This is a genomic window from Mycobacterium sp. (assembly GCF_965229265.1).
Taxonomy (GTDB): domain Bacteria; phylum Actinomycetota; class Actinomycetes; order Mycobacteriales; family Mycobacteriaceae; genus Mycobacterium.
In genome coordinates, this window is sequence record NZ_CBDDIY010000012.1 from 855,080 (window position 1) to 876,187 (window position 21,108).

Annotated in this window: 13 protein-coding genes; 2 read left to right on the forward strand and 11 right to left on the reverse strand. The window is 67.7% G+C overall.

Translation table 11 applies throughout. The features are described 5' to 3' along the window. Positions 1-13 precede the first annotated feature (13 nt). Together ADBZ9K_RS21885 and ADBZ9K_RS21890 are read left to right on the forward strand one after the other, a co-directional pair. Positions 14-352, forward strand: coding sequence for an SDR family oxidoreductase (locus ADBZ9K_RS21885; protein WP_526624109.1), 339 nt, complete (start codon positions 14-16; stop codon positions 350-352). 111 nt (positions 353-463) lie between these two features. Continuing rightward, the gene (locus tag ADBZ9K_RS21890; RefSeq protein ID WP_526624110.1) at positions 464-1,657 is read left to right on the forward strand and encodes a glycoside hydrolase family 27 protein; all 1,194 of its coding nucleotides are present in this window, start codon (positions 464-466) and stop codon (positions 1,655-1,657) included. On the opposite strand, the gene ADBZ9K_RS21895 is transcribed toward ADBZ9K_RS21890, so the two are convergent. The 11 genes from ADBZ9K_RS21895 to ADBZ9K_RS21945 all read right to left on the reverse strand — a co-directional run bounded on the left by ADBZ9K_RS21895 (position 1,654) and on the right by ADBZ9K_RS21945 (position 21,107). After that, positions 1,654-3,897, reverse strand: coding sequence for a molybdopterin-dependent oxidoreductase (locus ADBZ9K_RS21895; protein WP_526624112.1), 2,244 nt, complete (start codon positions 3,895-3,897; stop codon positions 1,654-1,656). The two genes, ADBZ9K_RS21890 and ADBZ9K_RS21895, sit on opposite strands and share 4 nt — an antisense overlap. A gap of 134 nt (positions 3,898-4,031) precedes the next feature. Next, the gene (locus tag ADBZ9K_RS21900; protein WP_526624113.1) at positions 4,032-5,582 is read right to left on the reverse strand and encodes an acyl-CoA carboxylase subunit beta; all 1,551 of its coding nucleotides are present in this window, start codon (positions 5,580-5,582) and stop codon (positions 4,032-4,034) included. After that, positions 5,579-10,894, reverse strand: a complete 5,316-nt coding sequence (gene pks13, locus ADBZ9K_RS21905) for a polyketide synthase Pks13 (protein WP_526624115.1) — start codon at positions 10,892-10,894, stop codon at positions 5,579-5,581. The genes ADBZ9K_RS21900 and pks13 overlap by 4 nt, the downstream gene beginning before the upstream one ends. A gap of 88 nt (positions 10,895-10,982) precedes the next feature. Beyond that, on the reverse strand, positions 10,983-12,875 hold the full coding sequence (fadD32, locus tag ADBZ9K_RS21910) for a long-chain-fatty-acid--AMP ligase FadD32 (RefSeq protein WP_526624117.1): 1,893 nt from the start codon (positions 12,873-12,875) through the stop codon (positions 10,983-10,985). 283 nt (positions 12,876-13,158) lie between these two features. Beyond that, positions 13,159-14,106: a carboxylesterase Culp6 gene (gene culp6 / locus ADBZ9K_RS21915; RefSeq protein ID WP_526624119.1), complete on the reverse strand. Its 948-nt coding sequence runs from the start codon at positions 14,104-14,106 to the stop codon at positions 13,159-13,161. A gap of 90 nt (positions 14,107-14,196) precedes the next feature. Continuing rightward, positions 14,197-14,712: a DUF732 domain-containing protein gene (locus ADBZ9K_RS21920; protein ID WP_526624121.1), complete on the reverse strand. Its 516-nt coding sequence runs from the start codon at positions 14,710-14,712 to the stop codon at positions 14,197-14,199. Between the two features lie 83 nt (positions 14,713-14,795). Next, complete coding sequence (locus ADBZ9K_RS21925; protein ID WP_526624123.1) at positions 14,796-15,686, reverse strand: alpha/beta hydrolase; 891 nt, start codon at positions 15,684-15,686, stop codon at positions 14,796-14,798. Positions 15,687-15,846: 160 nt separating this feature from the next. Continuing rightward, on the reverse strand, positions 15,847-16,854 hold the full coding sequence (locus tag ADBZ9K_RS21930) for an alpha/beta hydrolase (RefSeq protein ID WP_526624125.1): 1,008 nt from the start codon (positions 16,852-16,854) through the stop codon (positions 15,847-15,849). A 117-nt stretch (positions 16,855-16,971) separates the two neighbouring features. Continuing rightward, on the reverse strand, positions 16,972-17,925 hold the full coding sequence (locus ADBZ9K_RS21935; RefSeq protein ID WP_526624316.1) for an alpha/beta hydrolase: 954 nt from the start codon (positions 17,923-17,925) through the stop codon (positions 16,972-16,974). A gap of 253 nt (positions 17,926-18,178) precedes the next feature. Next, positions 18,179-20,215: a terminal beta-(1->2)-arabinofuranosyltransferase gene (aftB, locus tag ADBZ9K_RS21940; RefSeq protein ID WP_526624127.1), complete on the reverse strand. Its 2,037-nt coding sequence runs from the start codon at positions 20,213-20,215 to the stop codon at positions 18,179-18,181. Then, positions 20,193-21,107: a decaprenyl-phosphate phosphoribosyltransferase gene (locus ADBZ9K_RS21945; RefSeq protein WP_526624129.1), complete on the reverse strand. Its 915-nt coding sequence runs from the start codon at positions 21,105-21,107 to the stop codon at positions 20,193-20,195. Before ADBZ9K_RS21945 ends, aftB begins: the two co-directional genes overlap by 23 nt. Between the last annotated feature and the right edge of the window lies 1 nt (position 21,108).

Genomic DNA, 21,108 nt, shown 5'->3' on the forward strand with positions numbered 1-21,108 from the left:
GTTGACTGATGTCATGACATCACCGGCGGCACTACCCACCAGCAACAGTCTCGTCGTTCTCGTCCTCGATGCCGGCACCGAGAGCGGGTTCCGGCTCGCTCGGGCCTTGCTCGCTGCCGGCTGCCGGGTGGCGGCCACTGATCTGCACGCGGGTCATCTGGTGCGAATCGGCCACGGCTACACGAGCGACCGTTTGCTTCTGCTGGCCGCCGACACCACCGACGCCGATCAGCTCGAACGCGTCGTCAGCCGTGCACACGAGCACTTCGGTCAGCTCGACTGCGCCGTACAGTCCGGCCTCGCCGCTGGCGGAGCCGGGCCCCTACCCTTGCCGTACATGTCCGCAGCATGAGCCAAGGAGACGACACCGGTGCGCCGATTCTGGTCGATACTCGGCTGTCTCGTTGTCCTGGTCCCGTTGGCAACGGGCTGCGGATCCCACCGCGGCGCGCCCGTTTCCCAAGTGCCGCAGGCACTGACACCGCCGATGGGGTGGAACTCGTGGAATTCCGGCATCCCGCTGTCCGAGCGGACCGTCGAGGACACGATCGATGCGATGGTGCGCTCCGGGATGCGCGACGCCGGGTACCGGTATGTCGATCTCGACGCGGGCTGGGCCGCCACCGGCCGCGACGCCGACGGCGATCTGCGGGCAGACCCTGCCCGGTTCCCCGCCGGTATCCCGGCGGTGGCCCGCTACGCGCACGACCGCGGGATGTTGCTCGGTCTGTATGCCAGCCCGAGCTACCAGCTATGTGGGCTGGGGCCGGCGAACGCCAGCGAGGGCCACGAATCCGCCGACGCCGCGACGTTCGCCCGGTGGGGCGTCGACTACCTCAAGTACGACTGGTGTAGCACCGATTCCGACCGGGCGCACGAAGTCCGGAGCTTCACAGCGATGCGGAATGCGTTGCGCGCCACGGGCAGGCCGATCTTCTACAGCATCAACCCCAACACCTCGGGTGATCCCGGCGCCGGATCGGACTACGACTGGTCCTCGATCGCCGACATGTCACGCAACACCATCGACCTGGTTCCGCTGTGGCACAACACTTTCAGTGCGAATCAGGCCGTCCTCGGCGTTCGGGAGCAGGTCGGCGCGGCAGTCCCGCTGGCGGGCCGCAGCCGGCCCGGGTACTTCAACGACCCCGACATGCTGGTCGCCGGCATCTCCTGGCCCGCCTTTGTGGCCAGCCACCCGGGGATGGTCGAGATGCTGGCGGGTCAGGACAGACCCAGCATGACCGGCGACGAACAACGATCCCACATCTCACTGTGGGCGATGATGTCGGCACCCTTGTTGGCCGGCAACGACATTCGTTCGATGTCGCAGGACACCCGCGAGATCCTCACCAATCGCGACATCATCGCCATCGACCAGGATCGGCTCGTCCGCCAAGCTCGTCCGTTGGCCCAGGATCCACGGGTCATGGCCAAGCCGCTCGCCGATGGGGCGGTCGCGGTAGCAATGGTCAATCCGGATCCGCAGCCGGTGGCGATCGCCACCACCACCGCGTCGGTCGGCCTGCCCGCCGCGGCCTGTTACCGCGTGCGGGATCTGTGGGCCCACACCGCGAGCACCACCTCCGGCGATCTGCGGGCCGGGCAGGTCGCCCCGCACGCGACCGTGGTGCTGCGGGTCGAACCGAACTGCTAGCCGGTTGACACCGGGCCGACGGTCACCGGAATGCCATTCAGCGCACCGTTTCCGGACGGTTCGTCGAGGAACGTCGGCGGAGACAGGATGTTGGTGTTGACCCCGGGTGAGCCGTTGGCCACCGACATCCTGGTGCCGGGCTTGCCATGTCCCCAGCCGTGCGGCATCGACACCACCCCGGGTTTGATGGCGTCGGTCACCTCCACCGGCACCTCGATGCGTCCGGCCGATGACCGGACGGTGACGGTGTCCCCGTTGCCGACCCCGCGGCTGGCCGCGTCGTCGGGGTGCATGAGCAGTGTGCACCGGTCACGGCCCTTCATCAGGGCCGAAACATTGTGCAGCCACGAGTTATTCGACCGCAGATGCCGCCGGCTCACCAGCACCAGATCGTCGGGCTCACGGTCCAGGCGGCGGGCCAACCGGGGGATGTCGTCGAGCAGGTACGGCGGGGCGAGCCGGATCTTCTTGTCCGGGGTGTTCAGGATCTCCGGGACCTGCGCCACCATCGGCCCGAAATTGACGCCGTTAGGCCGCCGTTTCAATTTATCCAGGGTCAGCCCGTCGGGGTTCTCGCCGTAGCGGTCGCCGAACGGACCGGTGCGCAACGTCAGATCCAGGATGCGTTCGGGACCGCCGTCCTCGTAGTGGCTGCGGATCTGGGCACCGTCGAGTCCCTGGGTGAAACACAGGTAGTCGAAAAAGCCGTCGTCGATCGCGGCGACGTCGACGTCCTGCGCCGGAGTACCCGCACACAGCCCGGTGAGCCGGATCAGGATCTCCCACTCCTGCGGCCGGTCCGGGTCTTCCGGGGCGAACACCGGGGCCGAGTAGTTGGCGACGCTGTTGATCGCGAACGCCAGGATCAGGTCGTCGTGATGGGGCTGCTCCAACGGCGACAACCCGGGCAGGATGACGTCGGCGTGCCGGGTGGTCTCGTTGAGCCACAGGTCCACCGAGATCATCGCGTCGAGCTGGGGCAGCAGCCGGTCGAGGCGGTCACCGCCCGGCGTGGACAACACCGGGTTGCCGGCCACCGTGATGAGGGCCCGGATCTGACCCTCGCCCGGGGTCTCGATCTCCTCGGCCAGGCATGACACCGGGACCTGACCCAGGACCTCCTTGGCACCGCGAACCCGGGTCTGCCAGCGGCCGAATTCGGGCAGCCCGCCCTCCAGGCCCGGCTGCGGCTGGGCGGTGACCGTCCACACCGCCGGGCGCGGGAACATCGCCCCGCCCGGGTTGTCGAAGTGGCCGGTGAGGATGTTGACGACGTCGACCAGCCAGCTGGCCAGGCTGCCGAACTCCTGGTTGCACAAGCCGATTCGGCCGTAGACCACGGCGTTCTCGGTCTCGGCGAGCTGACGGGCCAACGTCTTGATCCGCTCGGCGTCGATGCCGGTGACCGGGGCGACACGCTCGGGGGTCCATTCGGCAGCAGCCTCGCGCAAGGTGTCGACACCGTCGACGTGGTCGGCCAACCGGCCCAGCCGCACCAGGCCTTCGTCGAACAGGGTGTGGACGACCGCCAGCAGCAGCGCCGCGTCGGTGCCCGGGGTGATCGGTAGCCATTCGTCGGCCTTGGCGGCGGTCGCGGTGCGCACCGGGTCGATGACGATGACGGTGTCGATGCGTCCGATGATGCCCATGACGTCGGGCGCGGCCAGCAGTGAGCCCTGCGAGGCCGCCGGGTTGGCCCCCATCACCACCAGCAGGTCGGTGCGCTCGATGTCGGGCACCGGAAAGCCCCACCAGTTGCCGTACATCAGGTGTGAGGACAGGTTCTTGGGCCACTGGTCGACGGTGCCTGGCGAGTAGCTGACCGGGATGCCGGACATGCCCAGCAGCACGCCGGTGTAGCGACCCAGGGAGAACGAGTGCGCCAGCGGGTTGCCGGTGTAGCAGGTCAGCGCCCCGATGCCGTGCTCGGCGAGGACCGGGGCCAGCAGCTCGGTGCAGCGCCGGAACGCCGCCTCCCAGCTGACCTCCTGCCACTGGCCGTCGACCTTGATCATCGGGGTGCGGATGCGATCCGGGTCGTGGTGGATGCCGCCCAGCGACGCCCCCTTGGGGCACAGGTGCCCGCGACTCCAGACGTCGTGGGGATTGCCGCGGATGCCGGTGACGCGGCCACCGGACACGTCGATCTCCAAGCCGCACATGGCTTCACACAGCGGGCAGGTGTAGACGTGGCGGCCATCCTGTCCGGTGGCGGCCAGGGCGACGGGCTCGGTGGTCACCGGCCCACGGTATGTCGGCGACGCATCGAGCTACCGATGTTTCGTCAACTTTGACACACCCGGTGAACGCGGCGGCGAATTACACAGGTGTGAGTAACCCTGGGGATAACCAGGAAGCCCCGGGTCAGCGATCCCTAGATCGGGATCAGGCCGTGCTTACGCTGCACACGCAGGATCTGCTTGTTCCGCAACAGCCGCATGGCACTGCGCAACTGCAGCCGGGTCTGGTGCGGCTCGATCACCGCGTCGACGTAGCCGCGTTCGGCGGCCACGTACGGGGTCGCCATGTCGCGGTTGTAGCCCTCGATGAACTGCCGCCGGATCTCTTGCACCTCGGGGGCGTTCGGGTCGGGGAAGCGCTTGACGATCAGCTGCGCGGCACCTTCGGCGCCGATGACGGCGATGCGGGCCGTCGGCCACAGGAAGTTGAAGTCCGCGGTCAGCTGCTTGGAGCCCATCACGGCGTAGGCGCCGCCGTAGGACTTGCGGATCGTGATGGTCACCTTCGGCACGTCGGCCTCGACGACGGCATACAGGAAGCGGCCGCCGCGCTTGATGATGCCGTTCTTCTCCTGCTCGACACCGGGCAGGAAGCCGGGGGTGTCGACGACGAACACCAGTGGCACGTTGAACGAGTCGCAGAACCGCACGAACCGGGCCGCCTTGTCGGAGGCCTCGTTGTCGATGGCGCCGGACATGTGCATCGGCTGGTTGGCAATCACCCCGACCGGACGGCCGTCGACCCGGGCGAATCCGGTGATGATCGCCTGACCGGCCTGCGCGGCGACCTCGAGGAAGTCGCCGTCGTCGAAGATCCGCAGCAGGATCTCGTGCATGTCGTAAGCGACGTTGTCGGCGTCGGGAACCAGGCTGTCGAGCTCCAGGTCATGCGGAGTGATCTCGGGCTCCAGGCCCGGGTTCACCACCGGCGCGTCGTCGAAGGAGTTGGCCGGCAGGAAATCCAGGTAATCGCGAACGTATTGAAAAGCGTCCTTCTCGCTGTCCACGACCTGGTGGATGTTGCCGTACTTGGCCTGCGCGTCGGCGCCGCCGAGTTCGTCGAGGCTGACCTCTTCGCCGGTGACGTCCTTGATGACGTCGGGGCCGGTGACGAACATGTAGCCCTGGTCGCGCACGGCGACGATGAGGTCGGTCTGGATCGGCGAGTACACCGCACCGCCGGCGCACTTACCCAGGATGATCGAGATTTGCGGGACCAGCCCGCTCAGCAGCTCGTGCCGGCGACCCAGCTCGGCGTACCAGGCCAGCGACGTGGCCAGGTCTTGGATGCGGGCGCCGCCGGAGTCGTTGATCCCAATGATCGGGCAGCCAACCATGGCCACCCACTCCATCAGGCGAGAAACCTTGCGGCCGAACATCTCTCCGACCGAACCGCCGAACACGGTCTGGTCATGGCTGAACACGCCGACCGGGCGGCCGTTGATGGTGCCGTGGCCGGTGACCACACCGTCGCCGAACAGCGCGTTCGGGTCGCCCGGGGTCCGGGCCAGCGCGCCAATCTCCAGGAAGCTGCCGGGATCGAGCAGCGCCTGGATGCGCGCCCGCGGACTGGGGATACCGCGCTTGTCGCGCTTGGCTGCGGCCTTCTCGCCACCCGGCTCCTTGGCCAACTCCAGCTTCTCGCGGAGTTCGGCGAGCTTTTCGGCTGTCGTACTGGCGGTCACTTGGCCTGCTCCTCGGCTGTCTGGTTAATCGCTTCGCTCTGGATACGGCCGATGGCCTGACTCATGTGGGCACCGACCTTCGCGATGTAGGGCTCGTCGATCGCCTGGATGTGCTCGCCCCCGATCGGCACGACCTCCAGGTCGGCGACGAACTCGCCCCAGCCGCCGTCGGGCTGACGGACGGCGTAGCGCGGCTCGAACATGATGGCGTCGTCGTGGTAGCGGTCGGCCATGTACAGCGTGACGTGCCCGTCGTAGTTCTCGATGTTGGCGGTGTCGAGGGCCCGGTTGTCCAGGTAGGAGGTCCGCTGGTGCTCGATGATCCCACCCGGAATATCGACACCCGCATCCTTGACCGCGTCAAGGACGAACCGCACCTGGCCCTCGTCGTCGAGTTCTTCGAGCTGCTCATACGGGATCTCGGGGATCTCGACGTTGAAGGTGCGCTGGGCGAACAAGGCGTAGCGGTCCCAGCGGGCGCGGATCTCCTCCTTGGTCTGCGGCACCTCCTCGCCGGCGCGCACGGTGTCGATGAGCCCGACGAAGCGGACGTCGCAGCCGTTGCGCTTGAGCCCGACCGCGCAGGCGTAGGCCAGCGCTCCGCCCAGTGACCAGCCCGCCAGGATGTAGGGGCCCTTGCCGTTGATCTCCATGAGCTTGGGCACGTATTCGGCGGCCCGCTCCTCGATGGAGCCCTCGACCCGCTCCAGGCCGTACACCGGGGTGTCCTGGGGAAGGCGCTTGAGCAGCGGCTCATAGACCACCGTTGACCCGCCGGCCGGGTGGAACACAAACACCGGCACCTGGGTGGAGCCCGCTTTGGGGGCCCGCAGCGTGCGGACGAAGCCTTCCAGCTCGCCGGCCTCGAGGAACTCCCGAACCGTGGTGGCCAGTTCTTCGATCGTCGTTGCTGCGGTGACCTTCTCGACGGTGATCGTGGCTTCGGCGCGTTCGGAGAGCCGCTCGGCGATCTTGGTCGCCGTCGCCTCGTCGACGGCCGGCAGCGGGTTGAAGATGCCGCCCGGCGACTTGCCGGTGACGATCGCCCAGGTCGCGAACGTGACCCGCTCGGCCGCGTCGCGCGGGGGCACATCGGCGCCCAGCGCCTCGGTGACGGCCTCCTGGGTGAGGACCTTGGCAGCCGCTGCGGCAGCAGCAGATTTGGCCGGGGCGGCAGCAGATTTGGCCGGGCCCGACGGATCGGTCGGCGGCGGTGGGATGTTCGCCTCCGGCTCCGTCGCGAGCGGATGGCCGGCCTCGGCCAGCCTGGCCTCGAGTTCGGCGACAGTGCTCGCCCCGCCCATCAACTCGGCCTGCTCGGCGGCGATCTCCTCGGCGGTCTTGCCCTTCTGCGCCTCGGCCAGATCCTCGACCTCGTCGCGGTGCTCGATCGCGTACTCGATGAGTTTCTCGACGGCGTAGAGGTTGGCGTCGCGCACCGCGGTCAGCTGGATCGGCGGCAGGTCGAAGTCGTACTCGACGCGGTTCTTGATCCGCACCGCCATCAGCGAGTCCAGGCCGAGTTCGATCAGCGGCACCTCCCACGGGAGGTCTTCGGGCTCGTAACCCATTGCGCCGCCGACGATCGCGGCGAGCCGGTCGTGCACCGTCTCGCCCGAGTCGGGTGACCACTTGGCGAACCCGGCGGCCAGGCCGGCGCCCGCGGTCAGGTTGTCGGACAGGATCTGTGCGTCGTCAGCGGGTTCCTCGGCGGCGGCTTGCACCGCCGGCGCGGTCACCGCCACACCGGTGGCCACCGCGGCAGGCAGGGCCGACACCGCACCCGAGCGGGTGACGATGGCGTCATAGACGAGGGTGAACGACTCGTCGATGCGGGCGTGCACCTGAACCGAAGCGCCGCCGGGGTGACGGGTCAGCGTGGTCACCAGCCGCGCCCCGTCGCCGGGCACCGCACGCTGTTCGGATGCGGTCAGCGCCGCATCCGGAAGCACCTGCACCGCAGCCGCTTTCACCAGGGCGGCCAGATCGGTTTGACCCTGGCCGGCATACTCCCAGACGTGCTTGCCGTCCGGGGTGGCCACATGGGTGCCGGGGATCATCGTGGAGCCGTCGGCGGAGAACTGCGCGTTGAGCCAGTGCTCCTTGCGCTTGAACCGGGTCGGCGGGATGTCGGCATAGTCGCCGGCCGCAAACAGCGTCCGGAAGTCCAGGTTGTGGCCGTGGACGTAGAGCTGGGCCATCGCCGCGACCATCGACTCGACCTCGTCCTGCTTGCGGGCCAAGGTGGCGATCAACTGCGCGTCGTGCAGCCCGGCCGAGGCCGTCGTCAACCCAACCTGCATGAGCGCCACCGGGTTCGGCGCCAGCTCTAGGAAGGTGGTGTGCCCGTTGTCGACGGCATTGCGGATGCCCTGGGTGAAGTAGACGCTGTGGCGCAGCCCCTTCTTCCAGTAGTCGACATTGTGGATCGGCTCGCCGCCCGGGCGGATGTGGCTACCCTCGTGCACCGTCGAGAAGTACCCGGTGTGCAGCGGAAGCGCCTCGATGCCTTGCAGTTCCGCGGCCAGCTCACCCAGCAGCGGATCCATCTGGGTGGTGTGGCTGGCACCCTTGGTCTGGAACTTGCGAGCGAACTTGCCTTCGGCCTCGGCGCGTTCGATGATCGCGTCGACCTGTGCGGGCGGTCCACCGATCACCGTCTGGGTCGGCGCCGCGTAGACGCACACCTCCAGGTCCGGGTAGTCGGAGAACACCGTCTTGATCTCCTCGGCGGAGTACTCCACCAACGCCATCAGCCGGATGTAGTCCCCGAACAGCATGGCCTCGCCCTCGCCCATCAGCCGCGAACGCGAGCAGATGGTGCGGGTGGCGTCGGCCAGCGACAGGCCGCCGGAGAAGTAGGCCGCCGCCGCCTCGCCCAGCGATTGGCCGATCAGCGCAGCGGGTTTGGCGCCGTGGTGCTTGAGCAGCTCGCCGAGGGCGACCTGGATCGCGAAGATCGTGACCTGCGTGGTCTCGATGCCGTAGTCCTGCGAGTCGTCGAGGATCAGCTCGACGATCGAATAGCCGAGTTCGTCCTGGATCAGCGAGTCGACCTTGTTGATCCACTCGGCGAACACCTCGTTGCGCAGATACAGGCTCTTGCCCATCTTGCGGTGCTGGGCACCGAATCCGGCCAGCACCCACACCGGGCCGTTGGTCACCGGTCCGTCGGCGCTGTACACCAGCGGGCTCTGCTTGCCGTCGGCGATCGCACGCAGGCCCTTGACCGCCTCGTCGTGGTCGTGGGCCATCACGACCGCGCGTGAGCGGCCGTGATTGCGCCGCGACAGCGAACGCCCGATGGACTCCAGCGACGTCGCCCGCCCCTCGGGGCTGTCGATCCAGTCCGCCAGTTCGGCCGCAGTGGCTCGCTTGCGTGAGGTCAGGAACCCCGAAACTGCCAGCGGCACAACCGGAACCGGCTGCTCGGCCGCTTCGAGTTCGGCGCGGGCGGCCGCCAGCAGCTCCAGCGCCTCGTCGGTCAGACCGGGCAGCTCCGGTTCCCGTTCGTCGCTGTCGTAGCGATGCTGGCCCAGTTCCTCGGCCTCGTCATCGTCGACGAATTCGCCGTACTCGTCCATCCGCACTCCGCCGACGTACACGGCGTCGGCCTCGGATGTCGCCGGCTCGTCGGCGGGCGTCCCGGCCGCGGGTTCGGGCTCGACCAGGTCCGAGGGCAGCACCTCACGCAGCACCAGGTGCGCGTTGGCGCCACCGAAGCCGAAGCCCGACACCCCGGCGATCGCGTGGCCGCTGTAGCGCGGCCAGTCGGCGCCGGTGTCGACCACCTTCAGGTGGATCCCGTCGAAGTCGATGTAGGGGTTGGGGCCGGCGTAGTTGATCGACGCCGGAATCTTGTTGCGGCTCAACGACAGTGCCACCTTGGCCAGGCTCGCCGCACCGGCGGCCGACTCGAGGTGGCCGACATTGGACTTGACCGCGCCCAGCAGCGCGGGCCGGTCAGCCGAACGGCCCCGGCCGATCACGCGACCCAGCGCGTCGGCCTCGATCGGGTCACCGAGGATGGTGCCGGTGCCGTGCGCCTCGATGTAGTCGACATCACGCGGGTTGACACCGGCATCCTTGTACGCCTTGCGCAGCACGTCGGCCTGCGCATCCGGGTTCGGTGCCAGCAGGCCGTTGGACCGGCCGTCGTGATTGACCGCGCCACCGGCGATGACGGCCAGGATCTCGTCGCCGTCACGGCGCGCGTCCTCGAGCCGCTTGAGCACCAGCATGCCGCCACCCTCGGAGCGGGCGTAGCCGTCCGCATCGGAGGAGAACGACTTGATCCGGCCGTCGGCGGCCAGCACGCCGCCGACCTCGTCAAAGCCCAGCGTGACCGCCGGGGTCACCAGCGCGTTAACACCACCGGCGACGACGACGTCGGCCTCGCCGGTGCGCAGCGCCTGCATGCCCTGGTGCACCGCGACCAGCGAGCTGGAGCAGGCGGTGTCGATGGCCATCGACGGGCCGCGGAAGTCGTAGAAGTACGACACCCGGTTGGCGATGATCGAGCTCGCCGTTCCGGTGATGGCGTAGGGATGCGCGGTGCGCGGGTCCATCATCGCCATGAAGCTGTAGTCGTTGGTCGACGTGCCGACGAAGACGCCGACATTGTCGCCGCGCAGGCTCGAGGCCGGGATGCGGGCGTTCTCCAATGCCTCCCAGGTCAATTCGAGCGCCATCCGCTGCTGCGGGTCGATGTTGTCGGCTTCCATCTTGGACAGCGCGAAGAATTCGGCGTCGAAGCCCTTGATGTCCTTGAGGTACCCGCCGCGGGTGCGCGCCTGCGCGATCCGCTCGGCCAGCCGCGGCTCGGCCATGAACTCCGCCCACCGACCCTCGGGCAGGTCGGTGATCGCGTCGCGCCCTTCGAGCAGGGCCTGCCACATCTCGTCGGGGGTGTTCATATCGCCCGGGAAGCGGGTCGACACACCCACGATGGCAATGTTGGCCACCCCCTCGTCGACCTGGCGCGACCAGTCGTCGTCGCCGAGGTCCTCGAGTTCGGGCTCACCCTCGATGATCACCGTCGCCAGCGATTCGATGGTCGGGTTGCGGAACACCACCGTCGCCGTCAACGTCACACCGGTCAGGTCCTCGATGTCACTGGCCATCGCCACCGCGTCGCGCGAGGACAGGCCCAGCTCCACCATCGGGGTGGACTCCGAGATCGAATCGGGCGCCTGCCCGGTCGCGTTGGCGACCCAGTTGCGCAGCCACTCCCGCATGTCGGGCACGGTCATGTCGGTGCGGGGGGCAATCGGTTCCGCCGATTCGGGCGTTTCGGGCGTTTGTTCAGACATGCGGCCTCACCTCGTGTGACGGGGCCACCAGCACACGCGAGTCACGTACCCAGCCACCCCTTCGTCCACTAAGAACTTTCTTCGGTCGTCATTCCGAGTCGTCGGGGAAGGCATTGGCCACCTTCCCGCTGCGCAGAGTTCCATCCAGATACGCCGAACGGCAGGCCCGGCGGCCGATCTTGCCGCTGGAGGTACGCGGGATAGCGCCGGCGGGGGTCAGCAACACATCGCGGACCGTCACGCCGTGGCGCACTGCGATCGCGGCGCGGATGTCGTCGGCGATCGGCGCCAGGTCGAGCTTGTGGGAACCCGGCGCCCGCTCGGCAACGATGATCAGCTGCTCGGAGCTGTCGTTGGGATCGCGCTTGAGCCCGGCGTGGGCGTTGTCGAACACATCGTCGGGCAACTGGTTGGCCGGGGCCGAGAAGGCGGCGACGAATCCGGTCCGCACGGCCTTGGTGGCCTCCTGGGCGGAGTACTCCAGGTCCTGCGGGTAGTGGTTGCGGCCGTCGATGATCACCAGATCCTTGACGCGGCCCGTGATGTAGAGGTCGCCGTCGTAGAAGGCGCCCAGGTCGCCGGTGCGCACCCAGGTCGCGTCGTCGGCGGCGCCCTCGGCGTGCGACGGGCTGGTCCGCGACTTCAGGATGTTCTGGAACGTCTCCCGCGTTGCTTCGGGCTTGTTCCAGTACCCGGTGCCCATGTTCTGGCCGCTGATCCAGATCTCACCGATCTGACCGTCGGGCAGCTCGGTGGCGGCGTCGTTGTCGACAATGACCGCCCACTCGGCAACGCCGATCTTGCCCGCGGAGGCCTGTGCCACTGCCTTGGGCGAGTCGTCGGGCACGACAACGAACTGGCCGCTGTTGAGCTCGTCACGGTCGACCGAGACGATCTTCGGCTCTTCGGACGCCGGCGTGGTCGAGACGAACAGGGTGGCCTCGGCCAGGCCGTAGGACGGTTTGATGGCCTTGGGCTGGAAGCCGTACGGGCGGAACGCCTCGTTGAACCGCTGCACGGTGGCCGCCGAGATGGGCTCACTACCGTTGAGGATCGCCTTGACGTTGGACAGATCCAGCGGCTCTTCGTCGTCCTTGGGCAGACCGCGCGCGGCGGCGTGGTCGAAGGCGAAGTTCGGCGCCACCGAGATGGTGCCGCCGGTGTCGCCCTCCCGATGAGCCAGCTCACGGATCCAGCGACCGGGCCGGCGGACGAACGCCGCGGGCGTCATGAAGGTGAAGTAGTGGCCGATCATCGCCGGCAGCAGCGCGGTGACCAGGCCCATGTCGTGGAAGAACGGCAGCCAGGAAACACCCCGGTCGCCTTCCTCACCCTCGAGTGCCTCGATCACCTGCACCACGTTGGTGGCCAGGTTCAGGTGGGTGATCTGCACGCCACTGGGGATCCGGGTGGACCCCGAGGTGTACTGCAGGTAGGCGACGGTGTCGGTGTCCACCGAGTCGAAGGGCTCCCAGGTCGCGCCGACCTCGTCGGGGATCGCGTCCACGGCGATGACGCGGGGCCGTTCCTTGGCCGGGCGGCTACGGAAGAACTTACGAACGCCCTCGGCCGCCTCGGTGGTGGTCAGGATCGCCGACGCGCCGCAGTCGTCCAGCACGGCGTGCAACCGGCCGACGTGGCCCGGCTCGGACGGGTCGAACAATGGCACGGCGACGCGACCGGCATACATGGTGCCGAAGAAGGCAATCAAGTATTCGAGGTTCTGCGGGCACAGGATGGCCACCCGGTCACCGGGCTGGGTCACCTGCTGCAACCGTGCGGCAACAGCCCGGTTGCGGGTCCCGAAGTCGGCCCAGCGCAGCTCGCGCACGACGCCGTCGCGTTCGGTCGAGAAGTCCAGGAATCGGTAGGCGATCTTGTCGCCCCGGACCTTGGCCCACCGCTCGACGTGTTTGACCACACTGGCGCCTTCGGGGAAGGTGATCCGACCGTTCTTGATGAACGGGTTATGGAACGGCATGCCACTCTCCTGTCAGAACACATCTGTGTCGGGCCTTGCGGCGGCCGCGCGTGACTGTCGCGCCACCGGTCGCCCTGCGTCGCGGACCCCAAACCTCACAGATGGTACAGAGCCATCCGTCGTCCCGTCGGGACTGAGAAGGTCGCGGTCCCCCGCCGGTTCGGATGTCTGGACACCTCCGCAGCCGACGGCTGACGCGTGCAGTCTTATTTTCTTCTTAATGTTAGGCGCAGTAGCCCCGGCGGCCAAATCGCCGACCGGGAAGCCACCACATCATCCGTGGTCATCCGTGTTGTGGATGGGGTGCGTTCTCGATCAGGTCGCGCGCCCAATTCAGTGTCCACTGCGTGGACGTCTGCCCGTCGAGGTTCCAGAACTGCGGCGTGTTGTACAACGCGTGAACGGGCTGCCCTGCGCCGCCGGCCAGCACGTCCAGCGTGCTGGGCAGGGTGGTGATGTTGAACGCCTCCTGCGGCGCGGCGCAGATCAGGTCGCCGGCCCCGCAGATCTCGTTGGTCCGGTTGTTGAGCGCACCGAACCCGCCAGGGCGCTCCCCGGTCATGGTCAGACCCATCGCCGAGAGCGTGGGAATCTCATGCAGGGTGATCTCGGCGCCCTCACCCGGCGGGTTCGGGCCGATGTCCTGCCCGACACCCTGCTGACGGCGACCGTCGGCGATCAACGTCACCCCCAGCACCAGATCCTCGTCGACCGGCCCGCGTCCGTTGCCGATGTCACTGGCGATGTCGCCGGCGATCACCGCGCCCTGCGAGAAGCCGGCCAGCACGTAGGAGGTCAGCGGGCAGCGTTCGTTCATGTCGGTCATCGCCTTGACCGCGGCCCGGGTGCCCTCGGCGCGGCTGTCGTTATAGGACATCTGCTTGTCCGCCGACAGCGGATTGTGGAACTGCGCGGTGTAGGGAACGGTGTAGATCTCCACCCGGTCCCGACCGAACTGCTCGGCCAGCGGCCTCGTCACGTTGCCCATCAGCGACAGCGGGAACTGTGTCGGGTTGAACGGGTCGTCGGTCGGTGAGGATTCCCAGGTACCGGGGATGGAGATCATCTGGACGTCCGGGCAGCTGGCGTCCTGAAACTCCGGACGAGGCTTCTTCGGCCCCGGCTGGCTGGTCGGCGGCAGTGCGGTCGGGGGTACGGCCGTCGGCGGCGATTCCGGCCTGCGCACGACGATCACGATGATGGCGACGACCAGCGCGACGGCGACAGCCATCGCCCCCGCGGCGACGAGGCCGAGGATGCGATGACGCCGACGCTGGGCATTCGTCCGGGATTTTCGAGCCAAAGGGGTGTGGTCTTCCTGCTAGCAGAGCCGCTGAGTCGCAATCCGGATGTAGTCCGCGGTCGCCTCCGTGACCTGCGGGTCGGCAGTCCGCTTCGGGGCCGACTGCGCGTCGGTGACATCGCTACGCACCATCGGGGCGATGTAGTCCCACACCGCCTGATCACTTTGACCAGCGGCATGGGCCTGGCAGACGTGCGATCCGATGCTCAACGCTTCCAATTCACTGGACGCGTGCACCCCGGCGGCCGACAGGGCGTCGAGGAAGCCGCGCTGCGCCGGTGTGACGTCCAGCGTGGTGGCCTGCAGGTCGGTGTCCGACGGCAGCGGGGCACCCTGGCCGTGCACGGTACCCAGCGCCTGCTCGGCGGGCGGCGCGGCGGTGGTCACCAGGTCTTCGCCCGCGGAGCACCCGATCAGCAGCCAGGCCATCGGGCCCAGGACGCCGACGGCGACCATCGCATGCCGGGCAGCGCCGCTGACCCGTCTCGCGTCACCGGCAGCTTCACCGAGGACACGGCCATCCGAGCACTGCACGCCTCCACGGTACCGGCTGCCCTGAGGTCCTCCAGAGACCTCAAAGATTGCGGATGGCTAACAGTTCGCCCCCGCGTCGTGACCTATTTGATAGCTGCCGCAATGTCGTTCGACATCACGGTCAGCTGAGCGGCCCAGTTGCCCCAGTCGTGGTTGCCGCCGGTCGGGAAGTCGAAGTGACCGTTGCGGCCGCCCAGTGCGCGGTAGTGGGAGTAGAAGGTGCGGTTACTGCCCTGGGCCTGGTCGCAGTAGCCGATCATGGCGGGCACGTCGCTACAGGTCAGCGTCTGGGGGCTGAAGATCCACAGCCGGGTGTTGTTGTCGACCAGCAGCTGGGCGTGCACGTCGGGGTCGTGCCACTTCCACCGCCCCAGCTGGGCTGCGCCCCACATGGCCTGGGTGTTGACCCCGCCGAACTCGTTCATGCCGGCGGTGATCGCACCGTTGAGGAAGGTGTTCGACGGAGTCAGGAAGCCCGACATCGACCCGGCGTAGCGGTAGCGGTCGGGGTGGAACGTCGCTTCCATCAGGGCGCCGGTGCCGCCTTGGGCGGCGCCGACGATGGCATGCCCGCCGGGAGCCAGGCCCTTGTTGGCGGCCAGCCAGTTGGGCAGTTCGTCGGACAGGAAGGTCTCCCACTGCCGGGTGCCGTCGGCCTCCCAGTTGGTGTACAGGGTGAAGGCGCCGCTGGCCGGTGCGACCACCGAGACGCCCTTACCGGCCAGGGCGCTCATCGCGTTGCCCGCGGTGACCCAGTTGCTTACATCGGGGGCGGCGTTGAACGCGTCGAGCAGCACCACCGCGTGCGGACCGCCTGCCTGGAAGGCGACCGGGATGTCTCGGCCCATCGCCGGGGACGGGACCATCAGGTACTCGACGTTGGCGGCCTGTGCCGTCGGCGCGGCCACACCCCACAGACCGAGCGCCAGGACCGCGGCGCACACTCCCCGGAACAGACCCGACAAACTCCTCATGGTCACCTCACGTCGACTCGTCGCGATAAATCGCCGAAACACGCCCCGCCCATCCGAAGCGTAGTGAACCACATGCGGCGCCGACGCTGTTTGGGCCAGTCAACGCCAACGGCGATGACCCGAAGGTCATCGCCGTTGGTCAGTTATCGACTGCGCCTGATCAGGCGGTCGGCGTGGCGCCGAGCACGCGCTGGATGTCGGGCTTCATCTGCTGGAGCTGCTGGCCCCAGTAGTTCCACTGGTGGGTGCCGTTGGCCGGGAAGTTGAACACCCCGTTGGTGCCGCCGTCGGCCAGGTAGGTGTCGCGGAACGTCTTGTTGGTCCGCAGCGTGAACCCTTCCAGGAACTTCGCGTTGAACAGGTTGCCGCTGCTGGTGCCGGCATCCAGGTCCGACGGCTTGCCGTCGCCGCAGTAGATCCAGATGCGGGTGTTGTTGTCGATCAGCTTCTGGATGTTGACCAGCGGGTCGTTGCGCTTCCAGGCGTTGTTCGGATCGCCGGTGGAGCCCCACATGTCATCGGCCTTGAAACCGCCGGCGTCACCCATCGAGATGTTCACCAGGAACGGCCACCAGCCCTCGGAGAGGTTGAGGAAGCCCGACAGTGCTGCGGCGTACGGGAACTGCTCGGGGTGCCAGATCGCCAGGGTCAGCGCGGCCGAGCCGGCCATCGACAGACCGACGGCGGCACTGCCGGTCGGCTTGACCTCACGGTTGGCCGCCAGCCATGCGGGCAGCTCCTGGGTCAGGAAGGTCTCCCACTTGTAGGTCTGGCACCCGGCCTTGCCGCATGCCGGCTTGTACCAGTCGGAGTAGAAGCTGGACTGGCCACCGACGGGCATGATCACCGACAGGCCAGAGCCGTAGTACCACTCGAATGCCGGGGTGTTGATGTCCCAGCCGTTGAAGTCGTCCTGGGCGCGCAAACCATCGAGCAGGTAGACCGCCGGAGAGTTCGGCCCACCGCTTTGGAACTGGATCTTGATGTCGCGTCCCATGCCCGCGGACGGCACTTCGAGGTACTCGACCGGCAGTCCCGGCTTGGAGAAAGCTCCCGCCGTTGCGGAGCCGCCGACGACGCCGATCAGGCCAGGCAGCACGGCGGCAGCCGCAGCCGCGACCGTCAGCCGGCGCAGCCAAACGCCGCGCAACTTCTCAACGAACTTCATTTATTTCCATCCTTTTTTCCGGTGCCGCACCGCATGCGTTCCAAGCAGCCGTGCCCTGGTAGTCAACCACATGTGCTGTGATCGTTCCTCTTCTGAGACTTCGCCGTGACCCCCTCATCAATGGCCGATTGTGGCGATGAGGTCGGGTTTCAGTGCCGTCAACTGGGCTCCCCAATAGGGCCACGAATGGTTGCCCGACGGGGGAAAATTGAAGGTCGCGTTGGTGCCCCCGGCGGCGCTATAGGCCGCCTGGAAATCCTTGTTGCTCTTGATCGCCATCGACTCCAGGCTGTTGGCCGACAGCGTCGCGCCAGGGTCGGCGCCCTGGTCGATATCGGTCTGGCCGCCGGGCGCGCAGTAGATCCAGAGCCGGGTTCCGTTGCGGGCAATCGTGGCCGCCTGCACGACGGGATCGTTGCGCTTCCAGGCGGAGTCCCAGGGGGTGCCCCACATGTTGTCGACGTTGTAGCCGCCGGCGTCGAGCATGGCCACCCGGATGGCCTGCTGCATCAGCAGCGCCGAGGGATTGAGGAAGCCGGACAACGACGCCGCGTAGACGAACTGCTGCGGGTGGTAGGCGGACAGGATCAGGGCGGCACCGCCGGACATCGACAGCCCGACGACACCGTTACCGGTGGTCGAAACCTGCTTGTTGACGGCCAACCACTGAGGTAGTTCGCTGGTGAGAAATGTCTCCCATTTATAGGTATAGGTCTGCTTGTTGAAGTTCGACGGTGAGTACCAGTCGGTGTAGAAGCTGGATTGGCCGCCGACGGGCATCACCACCGAGACCCCCGAGCCGTAGAACCACTCGAATGCCGGGGTGTTGATGTCCCACCCGTTGTAGTCGTCCTGGGCGCGCAGCCCGTCGAGCAGGTAGACGGCTTTCGTCGGCACCGCCGGCGCGGGTGCGCCGGGATCGGCGGCGGTTGCCCCGGACTGGAACTCCACCCGGATGTTGCGGCCCATCGACGGCGAGTACACATCGAGGTACTCCACCGGAAGGCCTTCCCGCGAGAAGGCTCGCGCGCTCGGGGTGGCGCCGGTCACCACGGCCAGCGCCGCCAGCATCAGGACGGCGAGAACCGGTGCGACGAGGCGGGGGCCGACAGGGCGGCGCACAACCGGCCTAGTCACTGCACAAACCATGGATTGCTCAACTCATCCGTTCCGCGGCACGGCTCAACCGTCAGCCGACATTTGTGCTTGCCAAGCGTTCGCACACCTGACCTGTGTATCGCCGCGAACTGACCGCAGCGTTACCGATCGGAGCCCAGCCAGCTAACGCTGCCCCCACGGCAACTCCACCCCGTGGGTCGAGCGGCTAGGGCCCCGTTGCCGGTAACCCAGTGTACGGGGTGCCCTTCAAATCGGGCTCATCGAGACCGCACCGGGCCAGCTCAAACTGCGGCACGCGATCGATGCGATAGCGCGTGAATTCCAAGGAATGCAGCACGTTTGACAGGAACCGGCGAATACCCAGCGGCTTGCGGATCGAGTTGAGCATCGCCTCGGTCTCGGGGCACCCCAGCGCCACCCCGGCCTCCTTGATCCACCCCTCGTCCAGGTACGGCGGGACCCAGGGATGTTCCTTCAGCCACGGACCCTCAGCAACGGCCCAATCCGGGAAGAGGTTCTTGTCGTGGCCGATGCGGCCGTCATCGAGCCGGGCGGTGTGGGCCGCCAGTGGATTCGCGAGACCGATTTGGTCGATCACCCTGGTGTTCAGCCCAACGTTCATACCCAGCATGCCCAGGTTGGTGAAAAACACTGTGTGAGGCGCGATTTGGCGGCGCCAGCTGTCCATCGACACACCCGGCGGTGGCGGCGGTGGCGGGTAGGCCGGGACGACGTCCCACTGGTCGTAGTTGCCGGCCGGGAGCAGCAGAGCGCCGTCGGGAGTGTTGTTGATGGCGGTCAGCACCGCGCGCATCCGCGGGTAGTCCAGATAATCGGCTGCGGTCAGGGGGTGGGCGTGACCGGTGGCCTGCGAATAGAACCGGCGCTCGTCGACGATGCCGGAGTAGGTGACACGGGTGGCGTCGGCCCCCATGCCCGGCGAGTTGGCCGCCCAGAGCGACCAGCCGGCAACGGCCAGCCACAGCGCCACCGCAGCGCCGCTGAGCAGCACGCCCTTCTCGCGGGACAACGTAGTGCGGTCGGGCAGCACGAGCGGGATCACCGCCACCGGGGCCAGCAGGCAGAACACCGGGGTGAGCAAGACCCGGCCGTGCATGAAATCGCCGCCCTGCCGGATCCAGTACAGGGCCTGCAGTAGCCCGCTGAACAGCATGAAAACGACGACGGCGGCCGGGCTTTGCAGACGGCGCGCCAGCCGGCCTGAGGTGACGGGTGTCTCGGTCCGGTGAATCCACCACGGCGTGCTGCGCCCGGCCAGCAGCACCGCGCCGAGCGCAATCAGCAGCAGCGCGGGCACCCACAGCAGATAGGGCCCGTTGAAGTTCGCCAGATAGATCAGGCCCTGGCCCCACTTGTCCCCGGTCGCGTCCTTGGCCAGCGCGGTCTGCGGGAACAGCAGCCCGTAGTAGCCCATCCGGAAGATCTGGTAGCCCACCGGAAGTAGCCCACCGGCAACCAGGATGAGCACCCGGCTGCGCCAGCCCCGTGCCGCCACCAGCATCATCACCAGCGCCAGCCCGCCGATCAGGGCCAGTTCGGGACGGACCAGCACGCTCAGGCCGGCGACGAAGGCCAGCGCGGCGATCAACCCCGGCCCACCGCGGCCGGACCGGGGTGCTTGCGACCAGACCACCAGCAGCCACCACAGCAGGCCGATCCAGGCGGTGACCAGGCCGTTCTCCAGCCCGGATGTGGCGAAGTCACGGGCGGGCGGGATGGCGATGTAGACCAGGGCCCCGGCCGGCAGCAACACCGCCCGCCTGCCCTGCAGGCCCGGAGCGAACAACCGGCCCGTGCCCAGCATCACCATCGCCACACCGGCAACCGACAACGACAACGCCAGCGTCAGCGCCACGTACTCCAGCCGCACCGGTCCGCCGACCAGGCCGCCGAAATACACCAGGTAGCTCCACAGCGTGGAGGTGTTGGACTCCACCCGCTCCCCAGCGTTGAAGACCGGGCCATTGCCGGCCAGCAGGTTGCGCACCGTGCGCAACACGATCAGGCCGTCGTCGGCGATCCACCGGCGCTGCCAGGCACCCCACCCGAACAGGGCCGCGACCACCACGACGCTGACCCACAGGCTGACCCGGGCGAGCGGCGAATAGGGAAACGCCGGCGGCGTCGGCCAGTCCAGCCGCACCGAACGCGTTGCGGATGAGGGCGTTTCGGTGTCGCCAGGTTGAGAGGCCGGCGACCTAACCGATGGCGACGGCAGCAATGACAGTTCCGATCCAGGCCAGTGCCAGCAGCTGCAGCACCCGGTCGCGCAAGGCGATCTCCTCGGGCTCACCGGCCATGCCGCCGTCGACGTCCACGGCATAGCGCAGGATGGCGATGGTGAACGGGATCATCGACACCACGAACCACGAGCCGGTGTCACCGTCACGTTCGAAGGCCCACAGTCCGTAGCAAAGCACCACGGCCGTGGCCGACAACGTCCAGACGAACCGCAGGTAGGTGCTGGTGTAGCTCTCCAGGGACTTGCGGATCTTGGCCCCGGTGCGCTCGGCCAGCTGCAGCTCGGCGTACCGCTTGCCGGCCGCCATGAACAGCGAGCCGAAGGCCATCACCAGCAGGAACCACTGCGACAACGGGATACCGGCGGCCACACCGCCGGCGATGGCGCGGATCAGGAAGCCCGAGGACACGATGCAGATGTCCAGCACCGCTTGGTGTTTCAGGCCGAAGCAGTAGGCCAGCTGGATGGCGATGTAGATCGCCATCACCAGTGCCAGCTGCGGGGTGACGAACCATGCGATGGCCAGCGAGGCCACACCGAGCCCGACGGCCAAGCCGTAGGCCAGACCCACCGGCAGCACTCCGGCCGCGATCGGGCGGAACCGCTTGGTCGGATGCGCCCGGTCGGCTTCCACGTCGCGGGCGTCGTTGACCAGGTAGATCGACGAGGCACCCAGACTGAAGACGACGAAGGCGATGGACACCTTCACCAGGACGTCGCGGTAGTCGTAGGTGATGTTGCCGCCCAACGCCGCCAGCGGCGCGGCCAGCACCAGCAGGTTCTTGACCCACTGGCGCGGGCGTATCGCCTTGACGATCCCGCTGAACAGGTTGCTGGGCGGGCCGGTCACCGGGGCCGCTTCCTCACTCATC

Excerpts from the sequence above, each read along its gene's own strand:
- ADBZ9K_RS21885 (WP_526624109.1), top strand. The coding sequence starts at position 14 with ATGACATCACCGGCGGCACTACCCACCAGCAACAGTCTCGTCGTTCTC.
- ADBZ9K_RS21925 (WP_526624123.1), bottom strand. The coding sequence starts at position 15,686 with ATGAGGAGTTTGTCGGGTCTGTTCCGGGGAGTGTGCGCCGCGGTCCTG.
- fadD32 (WP_526624117.1), bottom strand. The coding sequence starts at position 12,875 with ATGCCGTTCCATAACCCGTTCATCAAGAACGGTCGGATCACCTTCCCC.
- ADBZ9K_RS21930 (WP_526624125.1), bottom strand. The coding sequence starts at position 16,854 with ATGAAGTTCGTTGAGAAGTTGCGCGGCGTTTGGCTGCGCCGGCTGACG.
- pks13 (WP_526624115.1), bottom strand. The coding sequence starts at position 10,894 with ATGTCTGAACAAACGCCCGAAACGCCCGAATCGGCGGAACCGATTGCC.
- culp6 (WP_526624119.1), bottom strand. The coding sequence starts at position 14,106 with ATGGCTGTCGCCGTCGCGCTGGTCGTCGCCATCATCGTGATCGTCGTG.
- ADBZ9K_RS21945 (WP_526624129.1), bottom strand. The coding sequence starts at position 21,107 with ATGAGTGAGGAAGCGGCCCCGGTGACCGGCCCGCCCAGCAACCTGTTC.
- ADBZ9K_RS21935 (WP_526624316.1), bottom strand. The coding sequence starts at position 17,925 with ATGCTGGCGGCGCTGGCCGTGGTGACCGGCGCCACCCCGAGCGCGCGA.